Below are 18,400 nucleotides of genomic sequence, written 5' to 3' on the forward strand. Positions count from 1 at the left end.
TCGATTTCGGTTAAATTAGCCGCCAGTTATATTAATTCTTTCAGGAGTTCTCATGAAATTGATTTTTGCCGTTGCCGCCGTGTCGGCCTTGTTGTCTGCCCCCGCTTTCGCCAACATGGACATGGCCAAGAAAAACGCCTGCATGGCCTGCCACGCGGTCGATAAAAAACTGGTTGGCCCTGCTTACCAAGACGTCGCCAAAAAATATGCCGGTCAAAAAGACGCCGTCGCCACTTTGGCCAAGAGCATCAAGGCGGGTGGTTCTGGCAAGTGGGGTCCGATTCCCATGCCCGCGCAAGCCGCTTTGAGCGACGCCGATGCCAATACGTTGGCGGCCTGGATTCTGGCGGGTGCCAAGTAAATTCAACTACCCGCACAACGGGTCAAAATTGATGGTTGTTTAGAAAGCTCGATTGGTACTCGTGGCTTTTTTCTTGCCGCTCAAAGGTTATCCTTTGAGCGGCTTTTTTAATGGGAGAAAAAACATGAAATTGCGCACGTCTTTGCTGCTAGCCTGCACGGTTGCCTTCTTTACTTTCTGTGTCCAGGCACAACCAGCGATCTTCAAGGATGCGGATTACAAGTTGGGCGAAAAATTAATCGCTGACAGCCAATGCGTGGCTTGCCATGTGGGCAAAGTCGGGGGTGATGGCAGTGCCATCTATAAACCCCAGGGTCGCATCAACAGTGCCGCATTGCTGCGAGGCATGGTCGAGCAATGCAACACCGAATTGAATTTGGGCATGTTCCCTGAAGAGGTCAATTCGGTCGCTGCGGTACTCAATCGAAACCATTACAAGTTCAAATAGAGATTTAAGGATTCAATTTAATTTGAACTGACAAATACCTTACCCCATAGGGTATAGGGTATCTTCCGATACCCGTTTTCTTCTGCGTCAAGGATGATCGATATCAACCCAACAAGGCACATGGTGCGTCTGGTTGGTCCCCTTCATTGCGAGACTTCAGGAGAATATCAATGCGTAAATCTTTCACATGGATGAAATGGGCCGTTTTGGCCAGCTCGATCTGGTTGACCGGCTGCGGCACCATCAGCACCCTCGGCAAGTTGGAGTCTGGTGCGGGCTCAGAAGCCAGTCGCATGTGGGATCGCTGGGTTGAAGGCGAAGGCGATATCGCTGTGGCCACCACCTGGGAGCGCAAAGTCAAGCAGGGCGTGACCGCCCAAGAGGTCGAGCAAGTCCTCAAACAAGTGGCGACAGAGCGCAACATGCGCGATGTGGGCACTTTGCCTTTGTCAAAAGAGCTCGAAGCACGTTCGGGCAAAAAAGAAAAACTGCTGACCGTGTACTCGTTCTGTTCGCCTGCGACAGCACGCCGCATGGTCGATTTCAGCCCGCACATGGCAGCTTACTTGCCTTGCCGTGTGTCCATGGTTGAAAAAGAAGACGGCCTGTGGCTGTACACACTCAATATGGACATGATGGTGAAGATGGGCCGCAAGCTGCCATCGCCCCTCAAAGAAGAAGCCAAAGCTGTTCGCGACACCATTTGGGAAATGATGGAACGCGGCAGCAAGGGTGAGTTTTGATCTGAAAAAAACTGGAGACAACAATGAAAAAAATCAACACTTTGCGCGCCACCGTGCTGGCCGCTGTTTTGGCCACGGGTTCGACAGCTTGGGCTACCAATGGCATGTTGATGGAGGGCTATGGCCCTGAGTCGCTAGCACAGGGCGGAGCATCAACAGCTTATTACAACGGTACGGCCGGCATGATGAACAACCCTGCAACATTGCAATTGGGGTTGGTTGGTTCCCGTCTTGATGTAGCTATGGGCATATTGGGGCCTAACGTTAAATCAAGTATGCAAGGAATGCCTGTAGCTTCATCCAGTGGAACTTCTTACGTCATGCCAGCTTTGGGCTGGGTTCGTAAGAGCGATCAGATGACATGGGGTGTGGGTATTTTTGGACAAGGTGGCATGGGGACTGAATACGGAGCTGACAGTTTCTTGGCTATGGGGTCTGGCAGTGGTGTGCGCTCTGAATTGGGTGCAGGTCGTGTGATTTTTCCGTTGTCTTTCAAAGTCAACGAGCAATTGAGTGTCGGCGGTTCTCTGGACTACACATGGTCGGGACTTGACATGAAGATGGCAGCAAGCGGGCAGCAGTTAGGGGGTATGGTTACTGGTATGCCATCTGGGAATTTGGGCAGTGCTCTTCCGCAGCTTGCTGCGGCGTCATGGGCACGAATTGATTTTTCGAACAACAGCGATTTTTCAGGTGCAGCAACATCTACCGGCTGGACTGGCAAGTTGGGTGCTGTTTACCAAGCTAGCCCTAATTTGTCTCTGGGCATCACGCACCACCTAAAAACCAATGTGGGCGATATGAAAACAAATTCTACTGGTGCAAGCATGAGCGCTGCAGGTGGATTCATGGACCAAGGACAAATCATCGTTCGTGATTTTCAAATGCCTAGCAGCACAGCCTTGGGCTTTGCCTTCAAAGCCAATTCTGCTTTGACATTGGTCGCAGATATCAAGAGAATTGGCTGGCGCGATGTGATGAAAAGTTTCAATATGACTTACATCAGTGCAGGTATGGGAGGACAGGTTGACTTTTCAATGCCTCAAAACTGGAAAGATCAAACCGTGGTGTCTTTGGGTGGGTCTTACAAAACGAGTGAAGTCCTTGTCTTGCGTGCAGGCTTTAGCCAATCTAGCAATCCGATACCAGACAATTACGTTAACCCACTGTTTCCTGCAATTGTGAAAAAGCACTTTACTGCGGGTATGAGCTATCGGATCAGCGATAAGTTGGGCTTGGATGCAGCGGTATCACACGCACCGAAAGTGTCTGTTACCTCGGGTTCTGGTGTGAGCATTTCGCATGCACAAACCAATTATCAATTTCTCATGAACTACAGCTATTGATGATGGCAACCCTCTGATCAGAGATTTTTTTGATCAGAGGTGTGTTGGTGTAATCCCTGAATCAGATTCATCGTTTATCGTATATATTCGCACATCCGAATATACGAACCTAACAGCAAAGCACGCATGAGCGAAGAAATGGATGAAGTGTTTGAGAAGGCGGCTGAGTTGTTTGCCGTACTGTCAACGCCCATTCGTTTGCGCATCATCAGCGAGTTGTGCCAAGGGGAAAAAAACGTAGGGCAATTGCTGGACCACATTGATGTAGCGCAACCCAATATGTCGCAGCATCTGAACATCATGTACAGGGCGGGCATTTTGGGCAAACGTCGTCAGGGGGCTCAGATGTTTTATCGGATTGCAGACGAATCTGCTGTGATGGTTTGCCGTGCCGTGTGCACACAGGTGGCCATCGATGTGGCAGTGAATTGACAACTCAAAACGAGGAGTTTGTGTGAAAGAAGACAGCATCCATTCAGGAAGAGTGCAAAAAGCACCTGAAAACTTCCTGACCCAAAGTGGCGTCAAGGAGGTTTTTGCCGAAGGCAAAAAAGGCCGCCGTGATTTCATTCGCAATGCCTTTGCAGCTGCGGCTGCAGGTGCCGTTGCCCCCATGGCCATGGCACAGGGCAACCCAGTGCCCGTCGAGGGCGGCGATCCCAATATCTTGACCTTGCCCGAGCACGCAGTGGGCTTGGGTCAAGGTGTGGCCGTCGAAGGGTACGGCAAGCCCTCCAAGTTCGAAGCGAACTTGCAGCGCCGCCAAAGCCCCGGCCTCACACAGACGACGCAGGCTTCGGTGTCGTTCGCGCCACTGCAGTCATTGTTTGGCATCGTCACGCCAAGTGGTTTGCACTTCGAGCGGCACCACCAAGGCTGGTGGGACATCGATCCCTCCAAGCACCGTTTCATGATCAACGGCATGGTCAAAAAGAACATGGTGTTCACCATGGACGAGATCATGCGTTTGCCTTCGGTCTCGCGTTTCCACTTCATTGAGTGTGGCGCCAACAGCGCGACCGAGTGGGGCAACGTGGCCGTGCCCACCGTGCAATACACCCACGGTATGTTGTCGTGCAGCGAGTTCACGGGCGTGCCCTTGATTACTCTGCTGGAGTTGGCTGGTGCTGACTTGAAAAATGGCAAGTTTGTGTTGGCCGAAGGCGGTGATGGGTCGTCCATGACCCGCACCATTCCCATGAGCTTGATCACTTCGGGCGAAGTCATCGTGGCCTATGGTCAGAACGGTGAAATGCTGCGCCCCGAAAACGGTTATCCCCTGCGTTTGGTGGTGCCCGGTGTGCAAGGCGTGAGCTGGGTCAAGTACCTGCGCCGCGTCGAAGTGGGTGACAAGCCCTATGCTGCCAAAGACGAAGCGATTCACTACATCGATTTGCAGCCCGGTGGCATGCACCGCCAGTACACCAACATCCAGGAAGTCAAAAGCGTGGTGACCACGCCATCCGGTGGTCAGGTGTTGCTGGACAAAGGTTTTTACAACATCACAGGACTGGCTTGGTCGGGCAAAGGCAAGATCAAACGCGTGGACGTGTCTACTGACGGTGGTCGCAATTGGCGTCAGGCTCGACTGGAAACACCGGTCTTGTCCAAAGCTTTGTCGCGTTTCAACCTCGACTGGGTGTGGGACGGCAAGCCCGCCATCATCCAAAGCCGTGCGCAAGACGACACGGGACATGTTCAGCCCACCTACCAGCAGTTGCGCGGTGTGCGTGGAACGCGTTCGATTTATCACAACAACGCCATCCAGTCGTGGTTGGTGCAGGAAAACGGTGAGGTGAAAAATGTCCAGGTTTCGTAATGCCGTTTTGACGGTGGCTTTGCTGGCAGTGGCTGGTATGGCCTCTGCCCAGAGTTCAAAGTTTCCCGGTGTGGGCCGTGATGCCACGCCCAAAGAAGTGGCCAAATGGGACATCGATGTGCGTCCCGACTTCAAGGGCTTGCCTGCGGGTTCGGGTTCGGTCGCCAAAGGCCAAGATGTGTGGGAGGGCAAGTGCGCTCACTGCCATGGTGTCTTTGGTGAGTCTGGTGAAGTGTTCAGCCCCCTGATTGGCGGTACCACCGCTGAAGACATCAAGAATGGGCGCGTTGCCAACTTGAACCGCTCCGACTACCCTGGCCGGACCACGATCATGAAAGTGGCGTCGGTCTCGACCGTGTGGGATTACATCAACCGTGCCATGCCTTGGACCAACCCCAAGACCTTGACCACTGAAGAGGTTTACGCTGTCACGGCATTTTTGTTGAACTTGGCCAATATCGTGCCTGACAACTATGTGCTGTCAGACAAGAACATCGCCGAAGTGCAGGCCCGCATGCCCAACCGCAATGGCATGCAAACCCAGCATGCGATGTGGCCAGGCAACGAGTTTGCAGGCGTGAAAAAGCCTGACACAGCCAACAAGGTTTGCATGAAAGACTGCACGCCAGAACCCAAAGTGGCTTCTTTCTTGCCCGACTTTGCACGCAATGCCCACGGCAACTTGCTGGAGCAAAACCGCAACGTGGGTGCCCAACGCGGCGCAGACACGACCAAGCCTGAACCCAAGGCCGGTATGCCCGTGGTCGCAGCCGCTGCCGCACCTGTTGCTGCAGTCAAGCCAGAAAACAACGAAGCCAAAGCGGCGATTGCACTCTTGAACAAGCACAGCTGCACCGCATGCCATGGCGTGGACAAGAAAATTGTCGGCCCTGGCTTCAATGAAGTGGCCAAGAAAAATGCCGGCAAAGTAGATTATTTGGCAGGCAAAATCAAGGCTGGTGGTGTTGGCGTGTACGGACAAATTCCAATGCCGCCACAATCGCTGCCTGAGGCTGACGCCAAGAAAATTGCCGAATGGATTTCCAAGGGGGCCAGCAAGTAATACGGACTTTCCCCGTTGTACTGCTGAACCTGTTTCAATAGCATCACTCAATCATCAAGGAGATATCAGATGCAAAACCGTCGTGAGACACTCAAGCAAACCGCTGTTGTGGCGGGCCTCTTGGCCTCTGCTGGCTTCCCTCAGTTTGCCCACGCTGCCTTCAACAAAGCCGCATTCGAAGCCAAGTCGGTGCAAGACGCAGCCAAAGCCGCTGGCGCTGCCAGCATGGCCGAAAGCAAAGACGTGACCATCACCGGTCCGGACATCGCTGAAAACGGTGCTGTGGTGCCTTTGGGTGCCAGCACAGCACTGCCAGGCGTCAAGCACATGCTGATTTTGGTCGAGAAGAACCCCGCAGCCCTCGTGGCCATGTTCCATGTGTCCGATGCCGTGGAAACCAATTTCACGACCCGCGCCAAAATGGGCCAGTCTTCCGATGTCTACGCTGTGGCCATCATGAACGACGGCAAAGCCTTGTGGGCCAAAAAAGAAGTCAAGGTCACCTTGGGTGGTTGCGGCGGTTAAGCCACTGCAAACATCCGACCTCACATTGATTCATTGAAAGATTTAGGAGAAAAAAATGGCAGATCCAATGCGCATTCGTGCCCAAGCCTCGGGCGACAAAGCAACTGTCCGTGTGCTAATGAGCCACGAGATGGAGTCCGGTCAGCGTAAAGACGCTTCCGGCAAAACCGTGCCAGCTTGGTACATCCAGGAAGTCACAGCTAACCTCAACGGCAAGCAAGTGCTGGCCGCTGAATGGGGCCCTGCAGTGTCCAAAAACCCGTTTCTGCAATTCGCAGTCAAAGGCGCTAAAGCCGGTGACAAAATTGCAGTGACTTGGAAAGACAACAAGGGCGAGAGCCGCACCGACGAAGCCACGGTGTCGTGATCTTCTGTTGAGTTGGAAAAGGGTGAAGTCAGCACTTCACCCTTTTTGCGTTTGATCAAACCAAAGAGGTGACAATGAAAAAAGCAGCAACCCTTTCGATGGCAGTGGCCTTGGCCCTGTCTGTAGCGCCGGCAATGGCCCAAAAAACGGCCAGTCAAGGCATTGATGAATACCGGGCTATGTTGCAAGACGGCAACCCGGCTGAGCTTTTTGAAGCCAAAGGCGAAGACCTCTGGAAAAAAGCGCGCGGACCCAAAAATGCTTCGCTCGAAAAGTGCGATCTGGGTCAAGGGCCGGGGGTGGTGAAGGGTGCTTTTGTGTCTTTGCCTCGTTATTTTGCTGACACTCAGCGCATGCAAGACCTGGAATCCCGTCTTGTCACCTGCATGGAAACTTTGCAAGGCTTCAATGCCGCTGAAATTTCCAAGACTGCTTTTGGGCGTGGCGAAATGGCCAACGTCACCGCTTTGGCCACTTGGATCGCTGCCGAATCCAAGGGCTTGAAGTTCAATCTCTCTCAGTCACACCAGCAAGAACAAACCTTCTACGAAGTGGGCAAGCGCCTGTTCTTTCAACGTGGCGGCCCCCATGATTTTTCTTGCGCGTCTTGCCACGGCGAAGAGGGCAAACGCATTCGTTTGCAAGACTTGCCAATCCTGAGCAAGAACCCCGGTGACGGCGTTGGTTTTGCTGCTTGGCCTGCCTACCGCGTGTCGAATGGTCAGATGTGGAGCATGCAATTGCGCCTGAACGATTGCTACCGCCAGCAACGCTTTCCCTATCCCGGTTTTGCCAGTGACGCCACTGTCGCTTTGGCCACCTATTTGGGCGTGAATGCCAAGGGTGCTGTCTCGATCGCACCGGCCATCAAACGCTGACCTGACCAGGAGAACCACATGAACAAAAAGACCCAACTTGTATTGGCCAGCTTGACGGCCGCTTTGGTGGCTGCAGGCTGCGCATCCGGCCCTTCACTTGCCGAACTGAACGCTTTGACCGACAAAATTGTCAAGACTTCTTTCCGTGACGAAGGTGCTGTCAAAGTAGAGCGCATCACCGCCACTGACGAAACCAACCGCGCTTGCAGCGACGCCGATGTGGCTGGCAAGCCGCTGGATGAAAAAACGGCCAAGGCCATCGAAGAAGCCAACTTCAAAGCCATCAAGTGGCCATCGGATGGAAAATTCATTGGCGACTGGAAAGAGGGCGAAAAAATTGCCCAAAGTGGCCGAGGCTTGACTTGGAGCGATACGGCCGATACGGTCAATGGCGGTAATTGCTACAACTGCCACCAAATGGACAAGAAAGAGATTTCTTACGGCACGATTGGTCCGAGCTTGTACAACTACGGCAAGATCCGTGGCGTGTCCAACCCGGACGATCCGGCCAGCAAAGCCATCGTCGAATACACCTGGGGCAAGGTTTGGAACGCCAAGGCTTACAACGCCTGTTCCAACATGCCACGCGCTGGCCACATGGGCATCTTGAACGAGACCCAAGTGCGCCACGTTGTTGGCTTGTTGCTCGACCCCAAATCGCCCGTCAACCAGTAAGCCCTCGAAAACCCGGCTCGCCCGGGTTTTTTAGCCCCGTATATATCAGTGATTGCAAATATGAATCTCTCCAAACGCGAATTTATCCAAGTCATGGGTGCCGGCACGATGGCTGGCATGAGCATGGGCTCTTTTGCCGAAGCCAGCGCGGCCACGGCTTCCAATGGCCTGTACGACATCCCGAAGTTCGGCAATGTGTCGTTTTTGCACATGACCGATTGCCATGCGCAGCTCAAGCCGATTTATTTCCGCGAGCCCAGCATCAACATGGGCATTGGCTCCATGCAGGGCAATTTGCCGCATTTGGTGGGTGAGTATTTGTTGCAAGTGGCCAAGATCCGTCCGGGCACCGCCGAGGCGCATGCCTTGACGTTCCTTGATTACGAAAAAGCCGCCAAACGTTACGGCAAAGTCGGTGGTTTTGCGCACTTGGCCACGTTGGTCAAACGCATGAAGGCCAGCCGTCCCGGCGCTTTGTTGCTCGACGGTGGCGACACTTGGCAGGGCTCGGGCACCAGCCTGTGGACCAACGGTCAGGACATGGTCGATGCCTGTAAATTGCTGGGCGTTGACGTGATGACCGGGCACTGGGAATTCACCTTGGGCATGGAGCGCGTGAAAGAAATCGTTGAGAAAGACTTTGCCGGCAAGGTCGATTTTGTGGCGCAGAACGTCAAGACCAATGACTTTGGCGACCCGGTTTTCAAGCCATATGTGATCCGCGAAATCAATGGCGTGCCTTGCGCCATCATCGGCCAGGCATTTCCCTACACCCCGATTGCCAACCCGCGTTACATGGTGGCCGACTGGGAGTTCGGCATCCAGGACGAGAACATGCAAAAGATGGTCAACGAAGCCCGCGGCAAAGGTGCTCAGGTCGTGGTCGTCATCAGCCACAACGGCATGGACGTGGACTTGAAGATGGCCAGCCGCGTGAGCGGCATCGATGCCATCATGGGCGGTCACACGCACGATGGCATGCCTGTGGCCTCGATCATCGCCAACAAAGGCGGCAAGACGTTGGTCACCAATGCGGGCTCCAATGGCAAGTTTTTGGGTGTGCTCGACTTTGATGTCAAAGACAAAAAGGTCAGTGACTTCCGCTACAAATTGTTGCCTGTGTTCTCCAACATGCTGCCGGCCGATCCCGAGATGGACGCTTTGATCACCAAGATCCGTGCACCCTACGAGTCCAAACTGTCTGAAAAGCTGGCTGTGACCGATGGCATGTTGTACCGCCGTGGCAACTTCAATGGCACTGGCGACCAGTTGCTGGTCGATGCGTTGTTGGATGTGCAAGGTGCCGAAATTGCTTTCTCTCCTGGCTTCCGCTGGGGCACCACGCTGTTGCCAGGTCAGGCCATCACACGCGAATGGTTGCTCGACATGACCGCCACCACTTACTCGTATGCCACTGTGACCGAGATGACGGGCGAGACCATCAAGACCGTCCTGGAAGACGTGGCCGACAACCTGTTCAACCCCGATCCTTATTACCAACAAGGTGGTGACATGGTGCGCGTGGGCGGTTTGTCATACAGCTGCAACCCTGTGGGCACCATGGGCAATCGCATCGGCGATTTGCGTCTGAAAGGCCAACTCATTGATGCCGGTAAAAAATACAAGGTCGCGGGTTGGGCCCCTGTGGCCGAAGAAGCCCGCAACCAGGGCAACAAACAAGTCTGGGATGTGGTGGAGACTTGGCTCAAGGCACAGGGTGGCCGCGTCAAGCCGCGCAAGCTCAATGCCCCCAAAATCATGGGCGCTTTGCCAAACAAAGGTTACGCTGCGTGATGGACAAACACAGTGCCGAAAGGCACTGTGTTTTGCATGAGGGGATCCCAATGAAAAGAAGACATTTGATATTGGCCAGCACCGCATTGGGCAGTGTCGCTTTGTGGCCCGAAGCCCGTTTGCTGGCACAACAAACGCAGGAGTTCATTGAAGGTCCCCCCGTGGCGGATATTCCTGCCAAACAATTGTCGGCGCACGTCTGGCTGATCTACTCTCCCGATGGGTTTCCCACCCCTGAAAACCGGGGCATGATGGCCAATGTGATTTTTGTCGTGACCTCGGCCGGGGTGGTGGTGATCGACTCCGGCGCCTCACTGCAAATCGGTCAGATGGCCATCCGCATGATTCGCAGGGTGACCGACAAGCCGGTGGTGGCGGTGTTCAATAGCCATTACCACGGCGACCATTGGCTGGGTAACCACGCTTTTGTCAAAACCTACGGCGACAAGCTGCCCATTTATGCATTGCCCAGCACCATTGAAAAACTCAAGGGGGCTGAGGGCAATCTCTGGCGCAGCCTGATGGAGCGCTGGACCAACCAGTCCACCTTGGGCACCGAGGTGGTCTTGCCCAACACGCCGGTGCAGCACGGCCAAGTGATTCAGTTTGACGACGTGAGCTTGCGCATGCACCATTACGGCACGGCGCACACCCCTTCTGATTTGTGCGTGGAAGTGGTGCAGGACAAGCTCACCGCAGTGGGCGATATCGCCATGACCAACCGCATTGCCAACATGGACGAAGGTTCGTACCCTGGCACCTTCAAATACTACAAAGCGCTTATGGCGGCAGCGGGCGAGCAGATCTGGGTGCCGGGACACGGCCAGCCCGGTAAAGACCTGCTCCAGACCTATGGTGATTTCTTGGCGGGCATATGGGCGCCTTGCCTGAAGGCGGTCGAAGACGGTCAGTCAGAAGCCGAGGCCAAACTGGCCGTCTTGAAAGACCCGCGTGTGTCCTTGCGGGCCAAGACCATGCAGGGCTATGAAGGCAATATCGGCAAGTACATCAGCTTGGCCTACCTCGAAGCTGAAAAAGTGGCATTTTGAAGGGGCCAACGCACACAGCTCTTGGTGGTTCATCGGGTAGAGTTCGAGCATGAACCGACGAGATATTTTGGGACGAATGACGGCAGCCATGGGCGTGAGCGCTGCCGCCCTTGCAGGCTTGCCTGCCTTGGCGCAGGGCACAAAATTGTCCAGATTGGTGATTGTGGGCGGCGCTGAAGACCGCTTGCAGGACCGGATTATTTTGCGCAAATACGTCGAGTACTGTGGCGGCAGCCAAGCCCGTATTCGCATCATCACCGCTGCCAGCGGGGATCCGCAAGCTGTCTGGCAAAGCTACCTAAATGTCTTCAAGTCGTTGGGCGTGGAAGACGTGCAGCGGCTGGCACTCAATGACCGCGTCAGCGCCCATGCACCCCAACTGCAGTCCGAGATCTTGCAAGCCGATGGCATTTTCATGAGCGGTGGAGACCAGTCCAAACTCATGGACACCTTGTGGGACACCCCGGCCTACCAGTCATTGCACCAGTCCTTTCACCTGAACCGTTGCTGCATTGGTGGCACGAGTGCGGGTGCGGCAGTCATGTCGCGCCACATGATTGCCCAAGGGCCTGCGGTACTCCGTCCCAGCAAAGAAGCGGTAGACACCGACATTGGCCTGGGGCTGCTGTCGCAAGCTGTGGTGGACCAGCACTTTTCAGAGCGCAGACGGCTGGCGCGTTTGCTGTCAACTCTGGCCATGCGACCGGATTTGCTGGGGGTCGGTATCGACGAAGATACCGCTTTGGTGATCGAGCGGGGCGCTGCCATTGAAGTCATTGGCCAAGGCACTGTGACCTTGATTGACCCGTCGCAGATGCAATCCAATGTGAACGAACTTGAAAGCCTGGAGCAGATTGAAATGCTGGGGGTTCAGTTGCACCTGCTGCCATCAGGACATCGTTACAGCGTGAACTCTGTGGGGCAAACAGCCCGGTCAGCCCCATTGCGACGAGCCATTCAGCGCTTGGTGGCGGCGGGGCCGATCAGGGCGTGAACGACCGGCAGGGCAGACGTTAAAAGTTTGGTGCCCCCGACAGGAATCGAACCTGTATCACTCCCTTAGGAGGGGAGAGTTCTATCCATTGAACTACGGTGGCAAGCGCTGTATTTTACAGGGCCGCCTTGCAGCCACAGGCTCACTTGCTGAGCATCCGCATCGCATCTTCCAGCCCCTTGAGGGTCAGTGGGTACATGCGGTTGCTCATGAGCTGCTGGATGATCGAAATGCTTTGGCGGTACTGCCAGACGCCTTGTGGCTCGGGGTTGATCCAGGCGAACTTGGGGAAGGTGTGCGTCAGGCGTTGCAGCCACTCGGCCCCGGCCTCTTCGTTGTTGTATTCGACGCTCCCGCCTTTTTGCAAAATCTCATAAGGGCTCATGGTGGCATCCCCGATGAAGATCAGCTTGTAGTCTTTGTTGTACTTGCGCAGGATGTCCCAGGTTGGGAACTTCTCTGCATAGCGGCGCTTGTTGTTCTTCCACATGAAGTCATAGACGCAGTTGTGGAAGTAATAAAAATCAAGGTGCTTGAACTCGGCCTTGACGGCCGAAAACATTTCTTCGACGCGGGCAATGTGGTCGTCCATGGTGCCGCCCACGTCCATGAGCAACAGCACTTTCACATTGTTATGGCGCTCTGGCCGCATCATGATGTCGAGGTACCCGGCATTGGCTGCGGTCTTGCGGATGGTGCCGTCCAAGTCCAGCTCGTCGTGTGAACCTTCGCGGGCGAAACGGCGCAAACGGCGCAGTGCCACTTTGATGTTGCGCGTGCCCAGCTCTTGCTGGTCGTCGTAGTCCTTGTAGGCGCGTTGTTCCCACACCTTGACGGCGCTTTTGTTGCCACCTTTGCCGCCGATGCGAATGCCCTGCGGGTTGTGTCCACCGTTGCCAAAAGGTGAGGTGCCGCCTGTTCCGATCCACTTGTTGCCGCCTTCGTGGCGTTCTTTTTGTTCTTCGAGGCGCTTTTTGAGCGTGTCCATCAACTCATCCCAGCCCATCTTTTCGATGGCCGCTTTTTGTTCGGGTGTGAGTTCCTTCTGGAGAATTTTTTCGAGCCAGTCGAGCGGCACTTCTTTGGTGAAGTCGGTCAGCATCTCCACGCCCTTGAAGTAGGCGCCAAAAGCTTTGTCAAACTTATCGAAATGCTTTTCGTCTTTGACCATGACCGTGCGGGCCAGGTGGTAAAAGTCGTCGATGCTGCAGGCCTCGGATGCGGGGCCGACCACATTGGCTTGCAAGGCTTCGAGCAGGGTCAGATACTCGCGCACCGATACCGGCAGCTTGGCGGCACGCAGGGTGTAGAAAAAATCGATCAGCATGGCCGTTTGTCCTCGAGGCCGTTGCGGCTCAATTGAAAGTCCAGATGCGCCTTCACCGTCGGCCATTCGCTGGCGATGATGCTGTACACGCAGGTGTCGCGCAGGCTGCCTGCAGCCAGCGGGTGCGGGTTGATCTGGTGGCTGCGCAGCACGCCGTCGAGCTTGGCGCCCAAGCGCTCGATGGCGCGGCGGCTTTGCTGGTTGAAGTAATGCGTGCGCAACTCCACCGCGATGCAGCCCAGTTGCTCGAAGGCATGCGTTAGTAACAGGCGTTTGGCCTCGGTATTGAGCCGGCTGCGTTGCACGCTTTGACGGTACCAGGTCGAGCCAATTTCGACGCGGTGGTTGGCCGCATCGATGTTCATGTAAGTGGTCATTCCAACGGCGCGGCCGGATACCGGGTCGATCACGGCAAACGGGCACATGCTGCCTTTGGCTTGCAAGTCCAGACGGCGTGTGATTTCGGCAGCCATGCCCCCGGGGGTGGGAATAGTGGTGTACCAAAGCTGCCAGAGTTCACCATCGCGCACGGCCTCCACCAGATCGTCGTGGTGTGTGGCAGACAGAGGCACCAGTGCCACATGCTGACCGCTCAGGGTCGTGGGGGTGATCCAGTCGCTCATGACGGCGTGTCGGAATCTTTGGATTTTTGTTTGCCGCGCCAAAAGCGCGCCAGGTGCAAGCCAGCGCCACCGCCGAGGCCGACCAGCAAAATGCCGCCGATGCTGGCGTTGTCATAGCCTGCGCTGAAGATGTTCCAGCCGAGCCATTTGCCGGCCCAATAGCCAGCCAAGGCGCCGCCGACGAAGCCGACAGCGTCAGACAGGCCTTCGAGCAAGGGGTTGGGTGTGGTCATGGCGGCAGCTCAGCGGTTGCGCTGGTTCATGAACACCAGCTTTTCAAACAAAGTCACGTCTTGCTCGTTCTTCAGCAGGGCACCCACCAGCGGTGGGACAGACACTTTTTGGTCAGCGCTTTGCAGGGCTTCGAGGGGGATGTCTTCGGCCACCAAGAGTTTGAGCCAGTCCAGCAGCTCGCTGGTCGAGGGCTTTTTCTTCAGGCCAGGCAGGTTGCGCACGTCATAAAACGTCTTGAGTGCCAAAGCCAGCAAGTCTTGCTTGAGCGTCGGGAAGTGCACGGCCACAATTTGGCGCATGGTGTCCGCTTCGGGGAACTTGATGTAGTGAAAGAAGCAACGGCGCAAAAAGGCGTCAGGCAGTTCTTTTTCGTTGTTGGAGGTGATGAACACCAACGGGCGGGTCTTGGCCTTGATCAGCTGGCGGGTTTCGTAGCAGTAAAACTCCATGCGGTCGATTTCGCGCAACAAGTCGTTCGGGAATTCGATGTCGGCTTTATCGATTTCATCGATCAAGATGGCCACCGGAGTTTCCGAGGTGAAGGCTTGCCACAGCACGCCCTTGATGATGTAGTTCTCGATGTCCTTGACCTTTGCGTCGCCCAGCTGGCTGTCGCGCAGGCGGCTAACGGCATCGTATTCATACAGACCTTGCTGAGCCTTGGTGGTTGACTTGATGTGCCATTGCAGCAAGGGCAGCCCCAACGCTTGGGCCACTTCTTCGGCCAGCATGGTCTTGCCGGTGCCTGGCTCACCCTTGACCAGCAGAGGGCGTTTGAGGGTGATGGCCGCATTGACCGCCAGCATCAGGTCCTGAGTGGCGACGTAGTTTTCGGTACCTTGGAATTTCATGATCGGAGAGTTCTCAAAAACAGGAAAGAAGCTTGTCAGGATTATGAGGGCCAGCCCGATATAATCCGCAGTTGATTTTTATCAATCATTTGGATTGTGTAAGCAAAATGAACAAGCTCCTGACCTCAATGTTTGCCTTGGCTGTCGCCTCAGTGACCGCTGTCTCCGCCCATGCCCAAGAGATCAAGGGCGATGCCAAAGCCGCTGAGCAGAAGATTGCCATGTGCATCGGCTGCCACGGCATCAAGGGCTACCAAGCCAGTTTCCCTGAGGTTTATCGCGTGCCGATGATCTCTGGCCAAAACGCCAAATACATCGCCTCCGCCCTGACCGCCTACAAAAAAGGCGAGCGCAAGCACCCCACCATGCGCGGCATTGCCGACAGCCTGAGCGACCAAGACATCGCTGACGTGGCCGCTTACTACGAGCAACACGGCAAAACCGAGCCTGTGGCCAGCGCCCCCAAGGCACCCGATGCCAAAGTGGCTGCTTTGCTGCAAAAAGGCGCTTGCGTGTCTTGCCACGGCGACAACTTCTCCAAGCCCATTGACCCGAGCTACCCCAAGATTGCCGGTCAGCACAAAGACTTCTTGTTCGTGGCCCTCAAATCTTACAAAGTGGAAAACCAAGCCACTTGGGGCCGTAGCAACGGCGTGATGGGTGGCATCGCCAAGCAGTACTCCAATGCCGAACTGAAGGCCATTGCTGCTTACATCGGTTCTTTGGACGGTGATGTGAAAGTCATTCCACAATCGAAGTTCCGTTGAGCTGAGCTCGGTAGAAAGCAAAAAGCCAGTCAATTGACTGGCTTTTTTCATGGCGTCGGGGCTTTAAATTCAGACCCTTGAGACCAAGGGTGTGTGCCCGCCAGGCTAATCAGGCTTGGCCGTTGATCACCTGTTGCAGTTCACCCGATTCGTACATTTCCATCATGATGTCCGAGCCGCCAATGAACTCGCCCTTGACGTAGAGCTGGGGGATGGTGGGCCAGTTGCTGTATTCCTTGATGCCCTGGCGAATTTCTGCATCGTCCAGCACGTTGACTGTCTTGACGGTCTTGGTATCGACGCCAACGGCCTTCAGGATCTGGATGGCACGGCCAGAAAAACCGCACATGGGGAAGCTGGCGCTGCCCTTCATGAACAGGGTGATGTCGTTGCCTTTGACGAGTTCGTCGATGCGTTGTTGGGTGTCGCTCATGGTCTTTGCTCCAAATGGTGCCGATTTCGAATGGGTTGGATTATCTCTCTGATTCAAAGCACCCACCTGTGCAACGGTCAACACCCGACAGATCCTGGTGTGACCGGACCAGTCCAAACCCCGCCTCGCGCAGCAGTTGCTGCACGGCTTGGGCCTGATCCCATCCGTGTTCCAGCAAAAGCCAGCCGCCCGGGGCCAATCGGCTGGGGGCTTGGGCAATGATCTGGCGAATGTCATCGAGCCCATCAACACCGCTGGTCAGGGCTTGCAAGGGCTCGTGAGTCAGGGCCGCCAGGTGCGGGTCATGCTCGGCCACATAAGGGGGGTTGGAGACGATCAACTCAAACGGGCCTGCCACCGCATCCATCCAGTGGCTGTGCACAAATTGCACTGGCAAATTCAGACGTTGTGCATTGGCGCTGGCCACGGCCAAAGCATCTTCACTGGCGTCCACAGCCCACACCTGTGCATCGGGACGTGCATGTTGCAGGGCCAAAGCCACCGCGCCGCTGCCGGTGCCCAAGTCGAGAATGCGCCAGCTGGGGGTGTTCGGTGCATGGGGTTCAGGCAGGGTGGCCAAGGCCCATTCCACCAGGGTTTCGGTGTCGGGGCGGGGGTCCAGCACACGGGCATCCACAGCCAAGGTCAATCCAAAAAAATCTTTTCGCCCGGTGATGTAGGCCACCGGCTCGCCGTCCTGACGGCGCTTGAGCGCGTCTTGCCATGTGACTTGCTGTGCGGGCGTCAGGCTGTCGTGGTCGTGGGCCAGCAGCCAGGCGCGGTCATGCAGCGGTCGGCCCACGCTGTGCAGCAGCAGCATCTGCGCATCGACCCGGGCCAGGCCCAGTGCATGGGCCTGGCTCAGGCATTGGGTCAAGGTGAGGTCGGTGGCGTTCATCAAGTGGTGGCCCCGATTTCAAGTGCTGCCAGTTGCTCAGCGGCTTCGTAGGCTTGCAAGGCGTTGATGACATCCTTCAAATCCCCTTCCATGATGCTCAGCAGCTTGTACAAGGTCAAGTTGATTCGGTGGTCGGTCAGGCGGCCTTGTGGGAAGTTGTAAGTGCGGATGCGGTCTGAGCGGTCACCGCTGCCGATCAGGCTTTTGCGCTCGGCGGCGTCTTTGGCAGCGCGTTCGGCGCGGTTTTTTTCCTGAATGCGGGCGGTGAGCACTTTCAGGGCCTGGGCCTTGTTGCTGTGCTGGCTGCGGCCATCTTGGCACTCGGCCACGATGCCGGTGGGCAAGTGGGTGATGCGCACCGCCGAGTCGGTTTTGTTGATGTGCTGCCCGCCCGCACCGCTGGCGCGGTAGGTGTCAATGCGCAAATCCGACGGGTTGATCTTGATGGCTTCGGCTTCGTCCGGTTCGGCCAAGACCGCCACGGTGCAGGCGCTGGTGTGGATGCGGCCTTGCGTTTCGGTGGCGGGCACGCGCTGCACGCGGTGACCGCCCGACTCGAATTTGAGTGCGCCGTAAACGTTGTCGCCTTCGATGCGCACCACCACTTCTTTGTAGCCGCCCAATTCGCTCACCGATTCAGAAACGACCTCGCACCGCCAGCCTTGGCTCTCGGCAAAACGCGAGTACATGCGCAGCAAGTCGCCGGCGAACAGGGCCGACTCGTCGCCCCCGGTGCCCGCGCGGATTTCGACAAAAGCCGGGCGAGCGTCGTCGGGGTCTTTGGGCAGCAGCATGCGCTGCAAATCGGCCTCGAGTGTTTTCAGCTCGGCCACCGCGCTGCTGACTTCTTCTTCGGCCATCTCACGCAGTTCGGCGTCGGCCAGCATGGCTTGTGCGGCAGCCAAGTCGGCGTTGCGTTGCTGAAATCGGGCAAATCGGGTCGCCACGGCACTGACCTCTGCGTGTTCACGCGAGAGCTTCAGGAACTGCGCCATGTCGGCCATGATGTCCTCGCGGGACAGCAAAAAGTCCAGCTCGGTCAGGCGCAAGGCGTAGCGTTCGAGTTGTTGGATGAGAAAGGGTTTCATTCGACCAGAATTTTGGAGGTCAGGGCCTGTGCCCTGAGATCTGACATGCGTTGGCGCTCAAGCGCTTGTCCGCGAGTTGCGTTTTGCCGGTGCGCAAGCGCCGACTTGCCAAGTCAG

General features: G+C 56.0%; 22 protein-coding genes and 1 tRNA gene. 15 read left to right on the top strand and 8 right to left on the bottom strand.

The genetic code is table 11. The features are described from left to right. The first annotated feature begins 52 nt into the window (after positions 1-52). The 14 genes from ACZ5RG_RS02080 (at position 53) to ACZ5RG_RS02145 (ending at position 12,062) form a co-directional block, all read left to right on the top strand. Positions 53-361 (top strand): c-type cytochrome, encoded by a 309-nt coding sequence (locus ACZ5RG_RS02080; RefSeq protein WP_298602154.1) that lies wholly within the window; start codon positions 53-55, stop codon positions 359-361. Between the two features lie 124 nt (positions 362-485). Then, a complete protein-coding gene (locus ACZ5RG_RS02085; RefSeq protein WP_298602151.1) occupies positions 486-809 on the top strand; it encodes a hypothetical protein in 324 nt (107 codons plus the stop codon). 170 nt (positions 810-979) lie between these two features. After that, a complete protein-coding gene (locus ACZ5RG_RS02090; protein ID WP_298602148.1) occupies positions 980-1,552 on the top strand; it encodes a DUF302 domain-containing protein in 573 nt (190 codons plus the stop codon). Positions 1,553-1,575: 23 nt separating this feature from the next. Then, complete coding sequence (locus ACZ5RG_RS02095) at positions 1,576-2,898, top strand: OmpP1/FadL family transporter (RefSeq protein WP_298602145.1); 1,323 nt, start codon at positions 1,576-1,578, stop codon at positions 2,896-2,898. Between the two features lie 126 nt (positions 2,899-3,024). Then, on the top strand, positions 3,025-3,330 hold the full coding sequence (locus ACZ5RG_RS02100; RefSeq protein ID WP_298602142.1) for an ArsR/SmtB family transcription factor: 306 nt from the start codon (positions 3,025-3,027) through the stop codon (positions 3,328-3,330). A 22-nt stretch (positions 3,331-3,352) separates the two neighbouring features. Beyond that, positions 3,353-4,717 carry a sulfite dehydrogenase gene (gene soxC / locus ACZ5RG_RS02105; protein ID WP_315139153.1) on the top strand — a complete coding sequence of 455 codons (1,365 nt, stop codon included), beginning with the start codon at positions 3,353-3,355 and terminating at the stop codon, positions 4,715-4,717. After that, complete coding sequence (locus ACZ5RG_RS02110; RefSeq protein WP_464447661.1) at positions 4,701-5,780, top strand: c-type cytochrome; 1,080 nt, start codon at positions 4,701-4,703, stop codon at positions 5,778-5,780. Before soxC ends, ACZ5RG_RS02110 begins: the two co-directional genes overlap by 17 nt. A gap of 69 nt (positions 5,781-5,849) precedes the next feature. Further along, entirely contained in the window at positions 5,850-6,305 is a 456-nt protein-coding gene (soxY, locus tag ACZ5RG_RS02115; protein WP_298602135.1) for a thiosulfate oxidation carrier protein SoxY, read from the top strand. Positions 6,306-6,360: 55 nt separating this feature from the next. Continuing rightward, positions 6,361-6,672 carry a thiosulfate oxidation carrier complex protein SoxZ gene (gene soxZ, locus ACZ5RG_RS02120; protein WP_298602132.1) on the top strand — a complete coding sequence of 104 codons (312 nt, stop codon included), beginning with the start codon at positions 6,361-6,363 and terminating at the stop codon, positions 6,670-6,672. 74 nt (positions 6,673-6,746) lie between these two features. Next, a complete protein-coding gene (gene soxA, locus ACZ5RG_RS02125; protein ID WP_298602130.1) occupies positions 6,747-7,550 on the top strand; it encodes a sulfur oxidation c-type cytochrome SoxA in 804 nt (267 codons plus the stop codon). A gap of 18 nt (positions 7,551-7,568) precedes the next feature. Further along, on the top strand, positions 7,569-8,225 hold the full coding sequence (gene soxX / locus ACZ5RG_RS02130) for a sulfur oxidation c-type cytochrome SoxX (RefSeq protein WP_464447662.1): 657 nt from the start codon (positions 7,569-7,571) through the stop codon (positions 8,223-8,225). A 60-nt stretch (positions 8,226-8,285) separates the two neighbouring features. After that, the gene (gene soxB / locus ACZ5RG_RS02135; protein WP_298602124.1) at positions 8,286-10,019 is read left to right on the top strand and encodes a thiosulfohydrolase SoxB; all 1,734 of its coding nucleotides are present in this window, start codon (positions 8,286-8,288) and stop codon (positions 10,017-10,019) included. 50 nt (positions 10,020-10,069) lie between these two features. Then, entirely contained in the window at positions 10,070-11,068 is a 999-nt protein-coding gene (locus ACZ5RG_RS02140) for an MBL fold metallo-hydrolase (RefSeq protein WP_464447663.1), read from the top strand. Between the two features lie 49 nt (positions 11,069-11,117). Then, the gene (locus ACZ5RG_RS02145; protein ID WP_464447664.1) at positions 11,118-12,062 is read left to right on the top strand and encodes a cyanophycinase; all 945 of its coding nucleotides are present in this window, start codon (positions 11,118-11,120) and stop codon (positions 12,060-12,062) included. A gap of 28 nt (positions 12,063-12,090) precedes the next feature. Here ACZ5RG_RS02145 and ACZ5RG_RS02150 read toward each other — a convergent pair. The 5 genes from ACZ5RG_RS02150 to ACZ5RG_RS02170 form a co-directional block, all read right to left on the bottom strand. Then, positions 12,091-12,165 (bottom strand) — tRNA-Arg (locus ACZ5RG_RS02150). Positions 12,166-12,204: 39 nt separating this feature from the next. Beyond that, on the bottom strand, positions 12,205-13,389 hold the full coding sequence (locus tag ACZ5RG_RS02155) for a vWA domain-containing protein (protein WP_298602117.1): 1,185 nt from the start codon (positions 13,387-13,389) through the stop codon (positions 12,205-12,207). After that, the gene (locus ACZ5RG_RS02160; protein WP_464447665.1) at positions 13,383-14,012 is read right to left on the bottom strand and encodes a GNAT family N-acetyltransferase; all 630 of its coding nucleotides are present in this window, start codon (positions 14,010-14,012) and stop codon (positions 13,383-13,385) included. Before ACZ5RG_RS02160 ends, ACZ5RG_RS02155 begins: the two co-directional genes overlap by 7 nt. Further along, complete coding sequence (locus ACZ5RG_RS02165; protein ID WP_298602113.1) at positions 14,009-14,245, bottom strand: hypothetical protein; 237 nt, start codon at positions 14,243-14,245, stop codon at positions 14,009-14,011. The genes ACZ5RG_RS02160 and ACZ5RG_RS02165 overlap by 4 nt, the downstream gene beginning before the upstream one ends. Positions 14,246-14,254: 9 nt before the next feature. Further along, positions 14,255-15,097, bottom strand: a complete 843-nt coding sequence (locus ACZ5RG_RS02170) for an AAA family ATPase (RefSeq protein WP_298602111.1) — start codon at positions 15,095-15,097, stop codon at positions 14,255-14,257. A gap of 107 nt (positions 15,098-15,204) precedes the next feature. On the opposite strand from ACZ5RG_RS02170, the gene ACZ5RG_RS02175 reads away from it, so the two are divergent. Continuing rightward, complete coding sequence (locus tag ACZ5RG_RS02175) at positions 15,205-15,864, top strand: c-type cytochrome (RefSeq protein WP_298602108.1); 660 nt, start codon at positions 15,205-15,207, stop codon at positions 15,862-15,864. A 109-nt stretch (positions 15,865-15,973) separates the two neighbouring features. On the opposite strand, the gene grxD is transcribed toward ACZ5RG_RS02175, so the two are convergent. The 3 genes from grxD to prfA are packed head-to-tail and all read right to left on the bottom strand — an operon-like array spanning position 15,974 to position 18,283. Next, positions 15,974-16,297, bottom strand: a complete 324-nt coding sequence (gene grxD / locus ACZ5RG_RS02180) for a Grx4 family monothiol glutaredoxin (protein ID WP_019430119.1) — start codon at positions 16,295-16,297, stop codon at positions 15,974-15,976. 40 nt (positions 16,298-16,337) lie between these two features. Further along, a complete protein-coding gene (gene prmC, locus ACZ5RG_RS02185; protein ID WP_464447666.1) occupies positions 16,338-17,195 on the bottom strand; it encodes a peptide chain release factor N(5)-glutamine methyltransferase in 858 nt (285 codons plus the stop codon). Next, positions 17,195-18,283, bottom strand: coding sequence for a peptide chain release factor 1 (gene prfA, locus ACZ5RG_RS02190; RefSeq protein ID WP_464447667.1), 1,089 nt, complete (start codon positions 18,281-18,283; stop codon positions 17,195-17,197). The genes prmC and prfA overlap by 1 nt, the downstream gene beginning before the upstream one ends. Positions 18,284-18,400 lie beyond the last annotated feature (117 nt).

It is taken from the genome of Limnohabitans sp. TEGF005 (assembly GCF_055394835.1).